The sequence below is a fragment of the Stenotrophomonas sp. RS-48 genome (assembly GCF_030053245.1).
Lineage (GTDB): Bacteria > Pseudomonadota > Gammaproteobacteria > Xanthomonadales > Xanthomonadaceae > Stenotrophomonas > Stenotrophomonas maltophilia_P.
In genome coordinates, this window is sequence record NZ_JASGBV010000014.1 from 17,377 (window position 1) to 33,413 (window position 16,037).

The following is a 16,037-nucleotide window of genomic DNA, read 5'->3' on the forward strand; positions in this document are numbered from 1 at the left end:
CCCCGGCACACCCGCAACATTGGTTCCGCAGACAACGGTGAACGTGCAATGCGCATCCTGATTCTCGGCGCCGGCGGTACCGGCGGTTACTTCGGCGGCCGCCTGGCCCAGGCCGGTGTGGACGTGACCTTCCTGGTCCGCCCTGCCCGCGCCGGGCAGCTTGCACGCGATGGACTGGTGATCCGCAGTCCGGTCGGCGATGCCGCCTTCCCGGTGCAGCACGTGACAGCCGATGCGCTGCCCGCGCTGGCCCGGGAGAGGCCCTTCGACCTCGTCATCCTCAGCTGCAAGGCCTACGACCTGGACAGCTCGATTGAGGCCATCGCGCCGGCGGTGGGCCCTCGCACCACCGTGCTGCCGATCCTCAACGGGCTGCATCATTACAACGATCTGGATGCACGCTTCGGCCGCGAGGCGGTGCTGGGCGGGCTGTGCTTCATCAGTGCGACCAAGGCACCGGACGGTGCGGTGGTGCATCTGGGAAAACCCGCCAAGCTCACCTTCGGGGAACGCGACGGTGGGGCGCTCTCGGCGCGCGTGCGTGCCTTCGCAGCCGCCTGCACGCAGGCCAACCTCGATCACCTGGCCAGCGAACGCATCGGCCAGGAGCAGTGGATCAAGTACACCTTCCTCACCGCGCTTGCCGCGGCGACCTGCCTGTTGCGCGCGGACATCGGCACGATTGTCGCGACCGATGATGGCACGGCCATCGTGCAGGGCCTGTACGACGAGTGCCTGGCCGTGGCGGAGGCGGCCGGTGAGGCAGTCCCGGCGGCAGCGCAGGACACTGCGCGCGGCACGTTGACCCAGGCCGGCTCGGCATTGAAGGCCTCGATGTTGCGTGACCTAGAGGCCGGGCAGCAGGTGGAGGCCGGCCACATCGTCGGTGACATGCTGGCGCGTGCACGCAGTGCCGGCCAGCAGGGCGTGCTGCTGCAGGTCGCCTACAGCAGCCTGCAGGCCTACCAGGCGCAGCGCCGGGCGTGAGCCTGACGCTGCCTGCCGGTCCGTTGCCCGGACGGGTGCTGATCCTGGGCATGGGCTGGAGCGGGCGCGTACTGGCGGCTCGCCTGGAAGCGCTGGGCGTGCAGGTCGCCGGCACCGTACGCGATCCGGCCACGGCAGCCGTCGATGGCCTGCGCTGCCATCGACTCTGCGCTGGAACAGCACCTGCACCCGCGCTTCTGGATGACATCGCGCGCGCCGATGCGGTGCTGGGCAGCATACCGCCCGATGCCGACGGCGACCCGGCAGTGCGCATGCTGCGCACGGCACTGGAAGACAGTCCCGCATTGCAGTGGGTGGGCTATCTGTCGTCGACGTCGGTGTACGGCGACCGTCAGGGCGGCTGGATCGATGCGGACAGCGTGGCCGACGCCACCGGGCCTGCGGGCCTGCAGCGCGTGCGCGCGGAGTCGCAATGGCGCGCACTGGCCAGCCGGCGCGGCATCGCCTCGGCAGTGTTCCGGCTGCCCGGGCTGTATGGTCCCGGCCGCAATGCACTGGTGCAGCTCGCGCAGGGGCGTGCCCGCCATGTGCTGAAGCCGGGCCTGCTGTTCAACCGCCTGCATGTACAGGACCTGGTGGCGGTGATCATCGCGGCGATGCGGCGACCCACCCTGCAGGCGCTGTACCTGCCCAGCGACGATGAGCCGGCACCGCCACAGGACGTGCTGGCCTTCGCCGCGCAGCTGGGAGGCTTTGCGATGCCTCCGGCAATGGCGTGGGACGACCCGGCGCTGAGCCCGGCCCTGCGCCGCTTCTACGAAGGCAGCAAGCGCATCGACAGCCGCGGTACGCGCGAAGCGCTGGGGTGGGCGCCGCAGTTTCCGACGTATCGGGAAGGGCTGACGGATCTTGCCGCTTCGCTCGCCGGGCATGGCCGAGCGTCACCGGATCCGGGCATTCACGGCTGACGTGTCGTGTCGGCGTCGGGCAGCCGGAAGAAGGCACGGGCTGCCGCCGTGGCATGGGCTGCGGTCAGCACGACATCCTCGCCACGATCATGGGCCAACTCCTCGACGATGTGCGAAAGGAACATCGGTTCGTTGCGGCGATCCTTCGGCATCGGCTTGAGCGTGCGCGGCAGCAGGTACGGCGCATCGGTCTCGATCATCAGGCGATCGGCTGGAATGCTCTTCACCAGCTCGCGCAGGTGCGCCCCGCGACGCTCGTCGCAGAGCCAGCCGGTGATGCCGATGTACCAGTCCTGGTCGAGGTAATCAAACAACTCCTCCCGTTCACCGGTGAAGCAGTGCACCACCGCCGGCCCGAGGCGACCCTCGAAGTTCTTCATCTGCGCCATGAAGTCGGCGTGCGCGTCGCGCTGGTGCAGGAACAGCGGCTTGCCGTTCTCCGCCGCCAGCTGCAGCTGGCGCTCGAACGCACGGTGCTGGGCAGGTCGCGGCGAGAAGTCACGGAAGTAGTCCAGTCCGCACTCGCCGACCGCCACCACTTCCGGGTGGGCATGCAGGGCGCGCATCTCCGCATCGCATTCTTCGGTGTACTCCACCGCATGATGCGGGTGTACGCCGGCCGTCGCATACAGGAATCCCGGATGCTGCTGGGCCAGCTGCAGCGCCAGCGGAGAGTGCTCGCGGCTGGCCCCCGTGACCACCATCTGCACCACCCCGGCCTGGCGGGCACGCTGCAGCACGGCGTCGCGGTCGCGGTCGAAGGAGTCGTGGGTCAGATTGGCGCCGATATCGATCAGGTGCATGGTCATCGCGGAGGAAATGTGCCTGCGCATTGTACCCGCGCCCAGCGTGGCCCCTTATCCTTTGCGCATGAACGCCCCGCACTTCCCCATTTCTCCGCTGCTGCCGCAGATCCAGCAGCATCTGGCTGCACAGCCACGGCTCGTGCTGGAGGCACCACCGGGCGCCGGCAAGACCACCCAGGTACCGCTGGCGCTGCTCGATGCACCGTGGCTGCAGGGCCGCAGGATCATCCTGCTGGAGCCGCGCCGGGTGGCCGCGCGCAGCGCAGCGATGTTCATGGCAAGGCAGCTCGGCGAGGAGGTCGGCGATACCGTCGGCTACCGCATCCGCTTCGAGAACCGGGTGTCCGCGCGCACCCGCATCGAGGTGGTGACCGAAGGCATCCTGACCCGCATGCTGCAGGACGACCCGTTGCTGGAACAGGTGGGCGCGATCCTGTTCGACGAGTTCCATGAGCGCCACCTCAGCGGCGACCTGGGATTGGCACTGGCGCTGGACGTACAGGCACAGCTGCGCCACGACCTGCGGCTGGTGGTCATGTCGGCGACCCTGGATGGCGAGCGGCTGGCACGCTTCCTCGACGCACCCCGCTTGAGCAGCGAGGGCCGCAGCTACCCCGTGACCGTCAGCCACTTCCCGGCGCGTCGCGAAGAATCACTGGAACTGCAGGTCCGCCGTGCAGTGCAGCAGGCGCTGGTCGAGCACCCGGGCGACGTGCTGGTGTTCCTGCCTGGCCAGCGGGAGATCGCCCGTGTGCAGGCCGGTCTGCAGGAATCGATCGGCGGCAACACCGAGGTCCTGGCACTGCATGGCGAACTGCCGGTGGAACAGCAGGCGCGCGTGCTGCAACCCGCAGATGAGGGCCGCCGCCGCGTGGTGCTGGCCACCAACGTGGCCGAATCCTCGGTGACCCTGCCCGGCGTGCGCGTGGTGATCGACAGCGGCCTGGCACGCGAGCCCCGCTATGACCCGAACAGCGGCTTCACCCGCCTGGACGTGGTGGCCATTGCGCAGGCCTCGGCCGACCAGCGTGCCGGTCGTGCCGGCCGCGTGGCCGAGGGCGTGGCCTGGCGCCTGTGGCCGCAGTCGCAGCGGCTGGAGCCTCAGCGGCGTGCCGAGATCGACCAGGTCGAACTGGCAGGACTGGCGCTGGAGCTGGCGGCGTGGGGCAGCAGCGACCTGCGCTTTCTCGATCCGCCCCCAAGCGGACCGATGGGTGCGGCGCGCGAGCTGCTGCACCGCCTGGGCGCGTTGTCGGAGTCGGGCGCGATCACCGCCTTGGGCCGACGCGTGCTGGCGCTGGGTACCCATCCACGCATGGCCGCGATGCTGCTCGCCGCCCCTGACCCGCACGCACAGGCGCTGGCGGCCGATCTGGCGGCGCTGCTGGAAGCACGCGACCCCCTGCGCCAGGGCGGCGATGCACTGGCGGCACGCTGGCGCGCGCTGGCCGCGTTCCGTGCTGGCCGCGCGCCGGCCGATGCCAGTCGTGGTGGACTGGCTGCCATTGATGCCGCCGCGCGCCAGTGGCGGCGTCGGCTGCGCTGCGATGCGGCGCCCCCTGCCAGCATCGAAGCGCACGCGCTGGGCGATCTGCTGGCGCACGCTTTTCCCGATCGTATCGGCTTCCAGCATCCGGGCGATCCGCTGCGCTACCTGCTCGCCAACGGGCGCAGCGCGCGCCTGCATGAACTGAGCGATCTGCGTGGCGAACCGTGGCTGGTCGCCAGCGAACTGCGTTTCGAGGCCCGCGATGCGCTTCTGCTGCGCGCCGCGCCGGTCGATGAGGATCATCTGCGCAGGATCTACCCGCAGCGCTTCGTCACCGCCGACACGGTGCGCTGGGACGGCGAACGGCGTGCGCTGGCCGCACTGCGCGAAACCCGCTTCGATCGCATCGTGCTGGACAGTCGCTCGGCGGGCCGGGTCGACCCGGAACACGCGGCCGGCGCCTTGACCGAGGCTGTTGCCGAGCTCGGCCTGCAGGCACTGCCGTGGACCGAGGCCCTGCGCCAATGGCAGGCACGGGTGGAGTCGCTGCGTCGCTGGATGCCCGAGCTGGAGCTGCCCGACTGCAGCAATGCCACGCTGCTCGCCACCCGCGCGCAGTGGCTGCAGCCTGCGTTTGCCGGCAAGAGCCGCCTCGATGCGCTGGACGAAGCCAGCTTCGCAGAAGCGCTGAAGTCGCCCCTGGCATGGTCACAGCGGCAGCTCGTGGAGCGGCATGCGCCAACCCGCATCACTGTGCCCTCCGGGCTGGAGCGGCCCATCACCTATGCACTGGACAGCGAGTCCGGCGAACCGCTGCCACCGGTGCTGGCCGTGAAGCTGCAGGAGTTGTTCGGACTGGCAGACACTCCCCGCATCGCCGATGGGCGCGTGCCACTGACCCTGCACCTGCTGTCACCCGGCGGTCGTCCGCTGCAGGTCACCCAGGACCTGCGCAACTTCTGGGAAAACACCTATGCCGAGGTGAAGAAAGAGATGAAGGGCCGCTATCCCCGCCATCCCTGGCCGGACGACCCGTGGACGGCCACCGCCACCCACCGGGCCAAACCACGGGGAACATAGCAATCCTGCCTGATCCTGAATGGAGCGCGTAGAGTCACGCCGTGTGACTGCCCGACTGACATACCGTTTACGGGCAACGCGCCACACTGGACTTCGACCCGAGGCAAAGGACCCCCGCATGAGCAGACTGACCGTGATTACCGACCGCGCCCTGGAGCGCGCCCTGGACCTGGCCCACACCGCGGGCGACGGCCTGAAGAGTGCCGGCGGCAGCCTGCGCCATCTGGGCCCGCAGGCCAGCGACTGGATCAAGACGGGAGCGGCACTGGGCGCAGTGAAGACCGGTGGCAAGGTTGCCACCAAGTTCGCCCGCCGCAATCCGGCAGTGACCATCGCCGCCGCGGCAGTGGGTGTGGGTCTGCTCGGCTATGCCCTGTATCGCAAGCAGCAGAAGAAGAAGGCGGCCAATGGTCACGTCGTCGATGGCCAGGCGCAGCGCATCAGTGCCCGCGACCGCCGCAACGACACCGTGGTCGACGAGCACAGCGATATCGGCAGCGACGCCTGAGGCAGGCGGCTGCATCCGGGCCGGAGATCGCCTGTGGGTGATCTCCGGCCCGTTTCGTTTCAGCCGATCTGCCGCCACTGTCCGGGGCGCAGATCATCCAGCCGGTAAGGACCCATTGCCACCCGCACTAGGCGCAGGGTGGGCAGGTTCACGGCGGCGGTCATCCGCCGTACCTGGCGGTTGCGCCCTTCGCGGATCGTGATCGCCAGCCAGGTATCGGCAACGGTCTTGCGGAAACGCACGGGCGGATCGCGCGTCCACAGCTCCGGCGCGGGATCGAGCCGTTCGACCTTCGCCGGCAGGGTCGGCCCATCATTGAGGATCACGCCGCTGCGCAGGCGCTGCAGCTGTTCCTCGCCAGGCGTGCCTTCCACCTGCACCCAGTAGGTCTTGTCGGCCTTGTGCTTCGGGTCGGTCAACCTGTGCGCCAAGGGACCGTTGTCGGTCAGCAGCAGCAGGCCTTCGCTGTCATGATCCAGCCGGCCGGCCGCATAGACACGCGGCGGCAGGCCGAACCCCGCCAGGGTCGGGCGCGGCGGGACGCTGCGATCGGTGAACTGGCACAGCACATTGAACGGCTTGTTGAAGGCAATCAGCATCGCAGGCACGGCAGGCGGTGGATGCGGCATTGTCCCATCCCGGCGCTGCCATCGCGATCACGGGCGCCTCAGCCGAAGACTTTCCACTTCAGCAGGAACGAAACAAGCACCAGCGCAATGCCACAGGCCGATGCGATCGCCGCCCGCCGCCGCTGGGACGCCAATGGCGGGCTCGCACGGCGCGCGCGTTCATCCTGCAGGATGCCGATCAACAGCACCGCGAACCCCACCGCGCCCAGCAGGTCATAGGTATTGCCGCCATGGAAGGTGAAGTCGAACAGGCGTACCAGCACCAGTACTGCGATCACGATGTACAGGATCTTCTTCAACCGCTCACTCCTTTGACTGTCGCGCCGGGCCAGGCCCGGCGGATACACGTGTGTCCATTGCCGCTTGCGGCTGCGAGGCTTCGCCTCAGGGCTTGATGAAGCGCAGGGTCATGCGATCGCTTTCGCCGATGGCCTGGTACTTCGCGGCGTCGGCCTTGTCATGCTGGTTGGTCGGCGGCAAGGTCCACACGCCGTTGGGATGATCCTTGGTGTCGCGCGGGTTGGCATTGATCTCGCTGCGCGCATCCAACCTGAAGCCGGCGGCCTCGGCCAAGGCGATCACCTGCTGCTGGCCGACATAACCAGTGTCATCATCGTCGGCCACATCGGCCTTGGCGCGGTGCTCCACCACGCCCAGCACGCCGCCCGGCTTGAGCACGTTGAAGAAGCCCTGGAACATGCCCTGCGCCTGGCCGGCCTTGCGCCAGTTGTGCACGTTGCGGAAGGTCAGCACCACATCGGCCGAGTTGGCCGGTCCGAACACCGGCTTGGCCGGATCGTAGGCGATCACGACTGCTTTGCCGAACTGTGCCGGCGCACCGGCGAACTTCTTTTCCAGGCCATCGCGGCTGCGCTGCTGGTAGTCGCGGCCACGACCTTCTGCCACCGCCATCGGGTCGACCACGGCTGCCACGTACCGGCCCTTGTCATGCAGCAGCGGCGCGAGAATTTCCGAATACCAACCATTGCCCGGAGTGATTTCGATGACGGTCTTCTCCGGTGCCACCGAGAAGAAGGCCAGCGACTGTGCCGGATGACGGTAGCCATCACGCTTGACGTTGGCCGGATCACGGGTCGAAGCCTTCACCGCAGCGTCGATGGCGGGCGATACCTGGATCTGCGCCGGCGCCACCAAGGTCGGCGCAGCGTACGCGGGCACGGCAGCAAGCAGGGCGGAAGCAAGCAACAGGCGGCAACCACGCAGGGACGAAGCAGGCATCATCGGGGCGACTCCAGCGGAATGATGCGGCGAGACTAGCAGTCACCGCGCGCCAGGTGTTCACAAATCGTTAGCCGCGCGCCCGTCGCGGAACACTGTTTTGTGGTCAGCGCCGCAGCGCGGTAACACAACGCGTTCTATTCTGGAGCACTTCCCCCAAGGAGACCGTGCCCATGACGGCAACCCGTGAACTGGGCCGTTCCGGCCTGCATGTACGTCCGCTCGCCTTCGGAGGCAACGTGTTCGGCTGGAGCGCCGACGAGAAGGCCAGCTTCGCCCTGCTCGATGCCTTCGTCGACGCCGGCTTCAACCTGGTCGACACCGCCGACGTGTACTCGGCCTGGGTGCCCGGCAATGTGGGCGGCGAATCGGAAACGCTGATCGGCAGGTGGTTCGCCCGCAGCGGCAAGCGCGAGAAGGTGGTGCTGGCGACCAAGGTCGGCAAATGGGCCGAACGCCCAGGGCTGACCCCGGACAACATCAATGCGGCGGTGGAAGACTCGCTGCGTCGCCTGCAGACCGATGTGATCGATCTGTACCAGGCCCACGAGGATGATGAGTCGACACCGCTGGAAGCCACGCTGGCCGCGTTCGGTCGCCTGATCGAAGCCGGCAAGGTGCGCGCCATCGGTGCCTCCAACTACAGCGCCACCCGCCTGGCCGATGCGCTGAAGGTATCCACCGATTACAAGCTGCCGCGTTACGAAACCCTGCAGCCGGAGTACAACCTCTACGACCGCGCCGGCTACGAGACCGCGCTGGAACCGCTGGTGCAGCGCGAGCAGATCGGCGTGATCGGCTATTACGCACTGGCCAGCGGCTTCCTGAGCGGCAAGTACCGCACGGCAGCCGATGCGGGCAAAAGCCCGGCGCGGGGCGAGAACGTGGTGAAGCGTTATCTCAACCCGCGCGGCCTGCGCATCCTGGAAGCGCTGGATGACGTGGCCAGCAAGCACACTGCCAGCCCGGCACAGATCGCACTGGCATGGCAGATCGCACGGCCGTCGATCACCGCGCCGATCGTCAGCGCCACCAGCGTCGAACAGCTGCACGACCTGCTGGCCGCGGCGAATGTATCGCTGAGCGTGCAGGATGTCGCGCAGCTGGACGCGGCAAGCGCGGAAGGCTGAGATTGGCCGGAGCCGGTCGCCGGCCGGCTCCGGCATCGGGCAGAAGAAAATAATTCAACAAAATGGTTGCGCACGACTAAATCGTGGTTTATCGTGCGCACCTCGCTTCAACACCCGCCTGGATGTTTCCCTTGAACGCGCATTTCTCCGCCATCGCCACACTGCTGCCATGCCTGCGCATGGATGTGCTGGCGCGCGCGTCCGGCAAGGAAGCACTACCCACAACGGCCTGATACCCGCCCTGCGGAGATCGGCCACCCCGATCTCCGAGGCTTGACGACGCCCTCGGAACGCATGTCCCGGGGGCGTTTTCGTTTGCGTCGGCACAAGGACCCGCGATGCCAGAACTGCACCCCGCGCGGCATTCCGCCGCACACTGATCGGCCATTACCTGCACGCCGGAGTTTATCTTCGCGCGGGCGGCCGTGCCCGGACATTATCTGCATCGCCTCACAACATTATCGCCCGCCGATAATGTCGATGGCCTGCACCCTCGATTTTCCAACGGTCCCGCTTCAATGGCGGGCTGGTGCGCGCGGCGCTGCCGTAGCGTATGCCGGAGGTCGCGGACATGCCCTCGCCTGGATCGCCTGCTGGTCGCAGGCGCCGGTTCGCCGGCACGCGGTTCGATTCCGCGCGGTTCCCAACTGGATAGCTCAGCCTGGTCAGAGCAACGGATCCTGAGTCCGTCTGTCGTGGGTTCAATTCCCACTCCAAACCACATGACCTGTCACGTCATGACTTGAAGCAACACCCGGGACGCACGTCCCAGCGGCCATCGTCGCCATCCACGGACATCGCCTTCGGGCGGAGAAGTGGAAGCAACGGACCGCACGCCGGGCCCCGGTCCGCCGTCACTGCCCGCCTTGGTCCACCCCGGTGCTGCCTGCCGGCGGCGCCCATGGCGGTACTGCCGGCGCACCGAAGGCTCCGCGCGCGGACCGTCCACCGGTGGCCGCCCTCTTCCGCGGCCTGCACGGGTGTGCAGGCCGCCTCGCCACGACCTGATCGGCCCGGGTCACGGCGATGGATTCCCATCGGGTCGAACCACCAGAGCCATACAAGGAGAGACTCCCATGTTCTGGACCATCAAGGTCGTGATCGGCGACGGCGAGCGCGGCCTGGTGTATCGCAACCGTCGTTTCCAGCAGGTGCTGCTGCCGGGCGTGCACCGCCTGTCGCGGTTCGGCGGCTCGCCGCAGGTGACCGTGCACAACGCATCGAAGGGCAGCGCCTACAACGGCAGCGACCAGGACAGCCTGATCGACGCGCTGGGAGCACAGCTGCACGAACACTTCGTGCTGGCCGATATCGGCGCTGCACAGGTGGGTCTGCTGCTGCGCAATGGCCGTATCGACGATGTCCTGCCGCCTGGCAGCCGCCATCTTTACTGGCGGGGTTCGGTCGACACCGAGGTGCGCGTGATGGCCCTGGGTGACGAACCGCGCGTGCCGGCCAACGTGCAGCAGCGCCTGGGCCAGCTGGGCGTACTGCCGCGCGTGGCGGTGATCAGCACCGTGCCGAGCGAATCGGTCGGCCTGCTGTTCGTCGACGGTACGCTGCGACAGACCCTGGATGCCGGACTGCACGCGTTCTGGAATTTCAACGGCAACGTGTCGGTGGAGCGCGTCGAACTGCGCGCGCGTTCGCTCGACGTGTCCGGCCAGGAGCTGCTCAGCCGCGACAAGGTGACCCTGCGGGTGAACCTGGCCGCGACCGTGCAGGTGGTCGACCCGGTGCGTGCACACCGCACGCTCAGCAACGCCGACGAGTTCATCTACCGGCAGCTGCAGCTCGGCCTGCGCCAGGCGATCGCCACGCGCAGCCTGGATGAGCTGCTGGGCGAGAAGGCGGCGCTGGACGGTGAGATCGCCGCGCACGTGCGGGCCGCGATCGAGGGCCACGGTGTGCAGCTGCTGGGTGTCGGCATCAAGGACGTGATCCTGCCGGGCGAGATGAAGGAGATCCTCAACGGCGTGGTGCTGGCCGAGAAGCAGGCGCAGGCCAGCGTGATCCGCCGCCGCGAGGAGGCCAACGCCACCCGCTCGCAGCTCAATACCGCCAGGCTGATCGAGGACAACCCGGTGCTGATGCGGCTGAAGGAGCTGGAAGCGCTGGAGAAGGTCACCGAGAAGATCGACAAGCTCACCGTGTTCGGCGGCCTGGATGGCGTGCTGAAGCAGCTGGTGACGATGAAGTAGGGGGCTGGGGCGGCGCAGGGACGCGCCGCCGGCCCATCAAGGAGATGGATTGCAACATGGATACTCAACACACCTATCAATGGCTGCATGCCGAGGGCACCACGCCGATCAAGGGCTGGGTGAACGGCGTGCCGCTGGAAGCGCAGGCCCATGAGCAGCTGCGCAACATCGCCGCCATTCCATTCGTCGGGCCCTGGGTGGCCGTGATGCCGGACGTGCACCTGGGAAAGGGCGCGACCGTCGGCTCGGTGATCCCGACCCGCGGGGCGATCATTCCGGCGGCGGTGGGCGTGGACATCGGCTGCGGCATGGCCGCGGTGCGCACGACGCTGCAGGCCAACGACCTGCCCGATGACCTGCGGCAGCTGCGCAACAGCATCGAGCGCAGCATCCCGGTCGGCAACGGTCGCGGTGGCGAGCATCAGCGCATGCCCGACAGCATCCACACGCGGCTGGTGCAGTCCGGCCTGGCCGCTGGCCTGGAGAAGATCAAGGACAGGCATCGCCGGATCCGCACCGACAAGCTCGATCGCCAGCTGGGCACGCTGGGAGGTGGCAACCACTTCATCGAGCTGTGCCTGGATGAAACGGATGCCGTGTGGGTAATGCTGCACAGCGGCTCGCGTGGCACCGGCAACCTGATCGGCACGTACTTCATCGAGCAGGCGCGTCGCGAGCTGGAGCGCCGCGTGCTCGGCTTCCATCTGCCTGACAAGGACCTGGCCTTCTTCATGGAAGGCGAGCCGCTGTTCGACGACTACGTGGAAGCGGTGTCCTGGGCGCAGGACTATGCGCGGCACAATCGCGAGGCGATGATGGCGCGCGTGCTGGCCGAGATGCGGCATCGGCTGCCGCCGTTCCGGCTGGCGGCGATGGCCGTCAACTGCCACCACAACTACGTGCAGAAGGAAACGCACGCCGGGCAGGAACTGCTGGTCACCCGCAAGGGTGCGGTCAGTGCACGCCAGGGCGAGCTGGGCATCATCCCCGGCAGCATGGGCACGCGCAGCTACATCGTGCGTGGCAAGGGCAATGCAGACAGTTTCCACAGCTGCAGCCACGGCGCAGGCCGGGTGATGAGCCGCGGCACGGCACGCGAGCGGATCACCCTGGCCCAGCACCGCGAGGCGACCGCGCATGTGGAATGCCGCAAGGACAGCGGCGTGCTGGATGAATCGCCGGCGGCGTACAAGTCGATCGAAGACGTGATGGCCGCCCAGCTCGACCTGGTGGACGTGGTCCACACACTGCGCCAGGTGCTGTGCGTCAAAGGCTGATGGGGCGGGCCGGGTGTCGTTCAAGAGAGCGGAATCCGGCCCTTTCCATCACCCGATGCTGTCTTCGCTGACCAGCGCGTGATGTACGCCGATCCCGGCACGCACCCCTTCGGCGGCGGCCAGGGTGATGTTGCCAACCGTGGTCGCGTCGCCTGCAGCGTACACGTTCGGCACCGAGGTCTGCTTCATCGCGTCCACTTCGATCAGCACGCCGAGCGGGCTTTCGACCAGCGCGCAGCCCAGCTGCTGCACCAGCGGCGTGGCCATCGCCTGGGTAGCCGGAACGAACAGCGCGCGCTGGGCGATGCGGCGGCCATCGGCCAGTTCCACTTCCAGCCAGGTCGGCTGGTCGCCCTGCACGGCAATCACCGGCGAGATCTCGATCTGCACGCCACGCTGCTGCATGGCCGCGCGTTCCTCTTCACTGATCTCCCCCGCCTGGCTGAAGAAGGTGACATTGCCCCAGTCGGCGAACAGCGGTGCCTTGCCGGCCGACATCGGATAGCCGCCGAGCACGCCGATCGCTCCGCCGCCGACTTCGTAGCCATGGCAGTAGGGACAATGCAGCACGGTGCTGCCCCAGCGCTCGGCCAGGCCGGGCAGGTCCGGCAGTTGGTCACTGATGCCACTGGCCAGCAGCAGCTTGCGTGCGGCCAGCACCTGGCCATCCGCGGTGCGGACCTCGACACCGTCGGGGCTGGCGGTGGCGTGCGCGGCCTCGGCATGGATCCAGCGCACGCTGGGATAGTCCAGCAGCTGCTGGCGCGCCGTCTTCAACAGCTCGGCACCACTGATGCCGTCCAGGCCGAGGACGCCGTGCGAATGGCTGGCCGCACGGTTGCGGGGCAGGCCGGCGTCGATGACGGTGACCGCGCGGCGTGCGCGGGCCAGGATCAGGCCCGCGGCGATGCCGGCGTAACTGCCGCCGACGATGATCACTTCAGGATTCATGGTGTCCTTCCAGGGAGCGGTGATGGGCGAGGTGGCGCGCGAACTCCGCGCCGAGCTGGTCGAGCGTGGTGGACTGCAGGCGGTGTTCCAGCAATCGCTGCGCTTCGCGGGCGCCATCGAGCAGCGCCGAATCGACCAGTTGCTGGATCGGGCAGCCACGACCTGCGCCGCGTGTGCCGATCTGCACCAGCGGCGGTGCGCCGACCGCCAGGTAGATGTCGTGCAGGGTGATGCGGGTGGCATCGCGCGCCAGCTGGCTGCCACCGCCGTGCCCGCGTGTGCTGCGCACCAGCCCGGCCTTGTGCATCTGCGCCAGCAGCCGGCGGATCACCACCGGATGGGTCGGCAGGCACATGGCCAGCTGTTCGGAGGTGCGCGGCCCCTGCTGGCCCACGAGATGGGCCATCACGTGCAGCGCGTCGGAAAGCGGGTTCGAGGATTTCATGTAACAACAATAGTTACATTTATATCCCCTGTCGAGCGTCCTGTTTCGTTCCATATGGACACATCTGTCCTATGAAACATTTCCTTCACCTCGTTGAACGAAACGATAATGTGATACTTATCGCACTTCAGAGCACGCGAGATCAGGTCGATACCGCATCGCCCCCCTTCCGAGATCTCGCCCCATGAATGCCTCTCCCCATGCGCCGCGACTGCAGACGAAGCTGCTCGGCGCCGTATCCCTTGGCCTCGCCGTCATCCTGCTGTGTGCGTTGGCCGGCCTGGCGTCGGCCTGGCTGAAGCTGTCTGCCGAGGTGCCTGCCGAAGTCGCCCATGGCCGCGATGCCGAACGCCTGCAGCGCGAGTTCCGTGGCCAGGTGCAGGAATGGAAGAACGTGCTGCTGCGGGGCCACGATCCGGTCCTGCGCCAGCGTCATCTGGATGCATTCGACAGCGAAGGCAGAATCGTCGATGGACTGGCACGCGGGCTGGCCAGCAGCCCCGATGCCCGTACGCGCGAGCTCGCCCTCGCCTTCGCTGGCCTGCACGCGCAGCTGCAGAAGGACTATCACGCTGCACTGCAGGCGTTTGCTGCGGCCGGCTACGATGCCACTGCTGGCGATACCCTGGTGCGGGGCAAGGACCGCGCGGTGGCCGCATCGCTGGACGCGCTGAGCACGCAGGCCACCCGGGTGGCCGAGGCCGCGGTGGCCACGCGCGCGCAGCAGGCAAGGCAGATGCTGCTGCTGTGCGCGGTGCTGACCGTGGTCGCCGCTGCGCTGCTGCTGATGGGCCTGGCCTGGTGGCTGCGCCGCGCGGTGGTGCAACCGGTGCTGGCGGTGGAGGCGGCTGCGCGCGCCGTGGCCGCTGGCGACCTGCAGCACGTCGTGCAGGTTCGCAGCCGCGATGAAGTGGGCCGGCTGGCGCAGGCCATGCAGGCCGTGCAGGCCACGGTGGGCGGCGTGCTCGAGGCGCAGGCGGCAATGGCGAAGGCGCATGACGCCGGCTCGATCAGCTACCGCATGGATGCCAGCGCCTTCCCTGGCGCATTCGGAACCATGGTGGCCGACAGCAACGCGCTGGTCGACGCGCACATCCGGGTGAAGATGCGCGCGATCACGATCATGGGCCGCTATGCGGTGGGCGATCTCAGCGAGGACATGGAGCGCCTGCCAGGCGAGAAGGCCGTCATCACCGAAGCGCTGGATACTGCCAAGGCCAACCTTGGCACCATCAACGGCGAGATCCGCCGCCTTGCCGCCGCCGCTGCGGCCGGCGATTTCAGCCAGCGCGGTGACAGCGCGCGCTTCGAGCATGACTTCCGCGCGATGGTGGAGGGCCTGAACCAGCTCATGCAGACCACCGAGCAAAATCTCGGCGAGGTCTCAACGATGCTGCGCGCGATTGCCGATGGCCGGCTTGGCGCGCGCATGCACGGCAGCTTCCAGGGCGTGTTCGCCCGCATCGCTGGCGATGCCAACACGACTGCGGCGCAGCTGGCCACCATCGTCACCGACATCAAGCACACTTCGGGCAGCATCCATGCCGCGGCCGCCGAGATCGCCGCCGGCAACAACGACCTGTCGCGCCGCACCGAGCAGCAGGCTGCCAACCTGGAGGAGACGGCAGCATCGATGGAGGAACTGACCTCCACCGTGCGCCAGAACGCCGAGCACGCCCGCCAGGCCAACCAGCTTGCGATCGGCGCGCACGAGGTTGCCTCGCAGGGCGGCGAGGTGGTCGCGCAGGTGGTGGCGACGATGGGGGCGATCGAAGCTTCTTCGCGGCAGATCGCCGACATCATCAGCGTGATCGATGGCATCGCCTTCCAGACCAACATCCTGGCGTTGAACGCAGCGGTGGAGGCTGCGCGTGCCGGTGAGCAGGGCCGGGGCTTCGCCGTGGTGGCCAGTGAGGTGCGTACGCTGGCGCAGCGTTCAGCCAATGCGGCCAAGGAGATCAAGACGCTGATCGATACCTCGGTGGACCAGGTAGCCGATGGCGCACAACGCGTGCGCCAGGCGGGCATGACCATGGCCGAGATCGTCGCCTCGGTGCAGCGCGTGACCGACATCATGGCCGAGATCTCCGCCGCGTCGCAGGAACAGAGTGCAGGCATCGAACAGGTCAACCAGACCGTGGTGCAGATGGACGGCGCGACCCAGCAGAATGCCGCGCTGGTGGAAGAGGCCAGCGCCGCCGCGCGCAGCCTGGAGCAGCAGGCGGACCGGTTGATGGACGCGGTGGATGTGTTCGATCTGTCGCCCCCCGCGGCGAGCGGCGATGCGCTGGCGCGCGCGGCCTGAAGGACTGCATGGACCCTGTGCAGCCGAGCATGGGTCCGGCTCTGCGGAACGCGCAGGTAAC

At 67.9% G+C, this 16,037-nt stretch carries 14 protein-coding genes and 1 tRNA gene; 9 read left to right on the forward strand and 6 right to left on the reverse strand.

Annotated features, from left to right (window positions below; genetic code table 11):
* Window positions 1–48: 48 nt before the first annotated feature.
* The gene (gene panE, locus QMZ25_RS03310) at window positions 49–987 is read left to right on the forward strand and encodes a 2-dehydropantoate 2-reductase (protein WP_053519584.1); all 939 of its coding nucleotides are present in this window, start codon (window positions 49–51) and stop codon (window positions 985–987) included.
* Window positions 984–1,916, forward strand: coding sequence for an epimerase (locus tag QMZ25_RS03315; protein WP_283219123.1), 933 nt, complete (start codon window positions 984–986; stop codon window positions 1,914–1,916). Before panE ends, QMZ25_RS03315 begins: the two co-directional genes overlap by 4 nt.
* Here QMZ25_RS03315 and QMZ25_RS03320 read toward each other — a convergent pair.
* The gene (locus QMZ25_RS03320; RefSeq protein WP_111187264.1) at window positions 1,907–2,719 is read right to left on the reverse strand and encodes a TatD family hydrolase; all 813 of its coding nucleotides are present in this window, start codon (window positions 2,717–2,719) and stop codon (window positions 1,907–1,909) included. The genes QMZ25_RS03315 and QMZ25_RS03320 overlap by 10 nt on opposite strands.
* Window positions 2,720–2,786: 67 nt before the next feature.
* Between QMZ25_RS03320 and hrpB the strand changes: the two genes are divergently transcribed.
* A complete protein-coding gene (hrpB, locus tag QMZ25_RS03325; RefSeq protein WP_283219124.1) occupies window positions 2,787–5,291 on the forward strand; it encodes an ATP-dependent helicase HrpB in 2,505 nt (834 codons plus the stop codon).
* A 118-nt stretch (window positions 5,292–5,409) separates the two neighbouring features.
* The gene (locus QMZ25_RS03330) at window positions 5,410–5,799 is read left to right on the forward strand and encodes a hypothetical protein (RefSeq protein ID WP_053519564.1); all 390 of its coding nucleotides are present in this window, start codon (window positions 5,410–5,412) and stop codon (window positions 5,797–5,799) included.
* 59 nt (window positions 5,800–5,858) lie between these two features.
* Here QMZ25_RS03330 and QMZ25_RS03335 read toward each other — a convergent pair whose 3' ends face one another.
* The 3 genes from QMZ25_RS03335 to QMZ25_RS03345 form a co-directional block, all read right to left on the reverse strand.
* Window positions 5,859–6,398 (reverse strand): pseudouridine synthase, encoded by a 540-nt coding sequence (locus QMZ25_RS03335; RefSeq protein WP_065174511.1) that lies wholly within the window; start codon window positions 6,396–6,398, stop codon window positions 5,859–5,861.
* Between the two features lie 68 nt (window positions 6,399–6,466).
* On the reverse strand, window positions 6,467–6,727 hold the full coding sequence (locus QMZ25_RS03340) for a hypothetical protein (protein ID WP_065174290.1): 261 nt from the start codon (window positions 6,725–6,727) through the stop codon (window positions 6,467–6,469).
* 85 nt (window positions 6,728–6,812) lie between these two features.
* The gene (locus tag QMZ25_RS03345) at window positions 6,813–7,670 is read right to left on the reverse strand and encodes a class I SAM-dependent methyltransferase (RefSeq protein WP_065174289.1); all 858 of its coding nucleotides are present in this window, start codon (window positions 7,668–7,670) and stop codon (window positions 6,813–6,815) included.
* A 170-nt stretch (window positions 7,671–7,840) separates the two neighbouring features.
* Between QMZ25_RS03345 and QMZ25_RS03350 the strand changes: the two genes are divergently transcribed.
* From QMZ25_RS03350 to QMZ25_RS03365, 4 genes are all read left to right on the forward strand, one after another.
* Window positions 7,841–8,797, forward strand: a complete 957-nt coding sequence (locus QMZ25_RS03350) for an aldo/keto reductase (RefSeq protein WP_053518125.1) — start codon at window positions 7,841–7,843, stop codon at window positions 8,795–8,797.
* Between the two features lie 647 nt (window positions 8,798–9,444).
* A tRNA-Gln gene (locus QMZ25_RS03355) sits at window positions 9,445–9,518 on the forward strand.
* Window positions 9,519–9,873: 355 nt separating this feature from the next.
* Window positions 9,874–10,998 carry a slipin family protein gene (locus QMZ25_RS03360; RefSeq protein WP_283219125.1) on the forward strand — a complete coding sequence of 375 codons (1,125 nt, stop codon included), beginning with the start codon at window positions 9,874–9,876 and terminating at the stop codon, window positions 10,996–10,998.
* Window positions 10,999–11,054: 56 nt separating this feature from the next.
* Window positions 11,055–12,275 (forward strand): RtcB family protein, encoded by a 1,221-nt coding sequence (locus QMZ25_RS03365; RefSeq protein ID WP_164150472.1) that lies wholly within the window; start codon window positions 11,055–11,057, stop codon window positions 12,273–12,275.
* Between the two features lie 48 nt (window positions 12,276–12,323).
* Here the strand turns inward: QMZ25_RS03365 and QMZ25_RS03370 are convergent, their stop codons facing one another.
* Together QMZ25_RS03370 and QMZ25_RS03375 are read right to left on the reverse strand one after the other, a co-directional pair.
* Window positions 12,324–13,226: an NAD(P)/FAD-dependent oxidoreductase gene (locus tag QMZ25_RS03370; protein WP_283219126.1), complete on the reverse strand. Its 903-nt coding sequence runs from the start codon at window positions 13,224–13,226 to the stop codon at window positions 12,324–12,326.
* Window positions 13,216–13,671: an Rrf2 family transcriptional regulator gene (locus tag QMZ25_RS03375; RefSeq protein ID WP_053518119.1), complete on the reverse strand. Its 456-nt coding sequence runs from the start codon at window positions 13,669–13,671 to the stop codon at window positions 13,216–13,218. The genes QMZ25_RS03370 and QMZ25_RS03375 overlap by 11 nt, the downstream gene beginning before the upstream one ends.
* A gap of 184 nt (window positions 13,672–13,855) precedes the next feature.
* On the opposite strand from QMZ25_RS03375, the gene QMZ25_RS03380 reads away from it, so the two are divergent.
* Window positions 13,856–15,976: a methyl-accepting chemotaxis protein gene (locus QMZ25_RS03380; RefSeq protein WP_283219127.1), complete on the forward strand. Its 2,121-nt coding sequence runs from the start codon at window positions 13,856–13,858 to the stop codon at window positions 15,974–15,976.
* The last annotated feature ends 61 nt before the right edge of the window (window positions 15,977–16,037 follow it).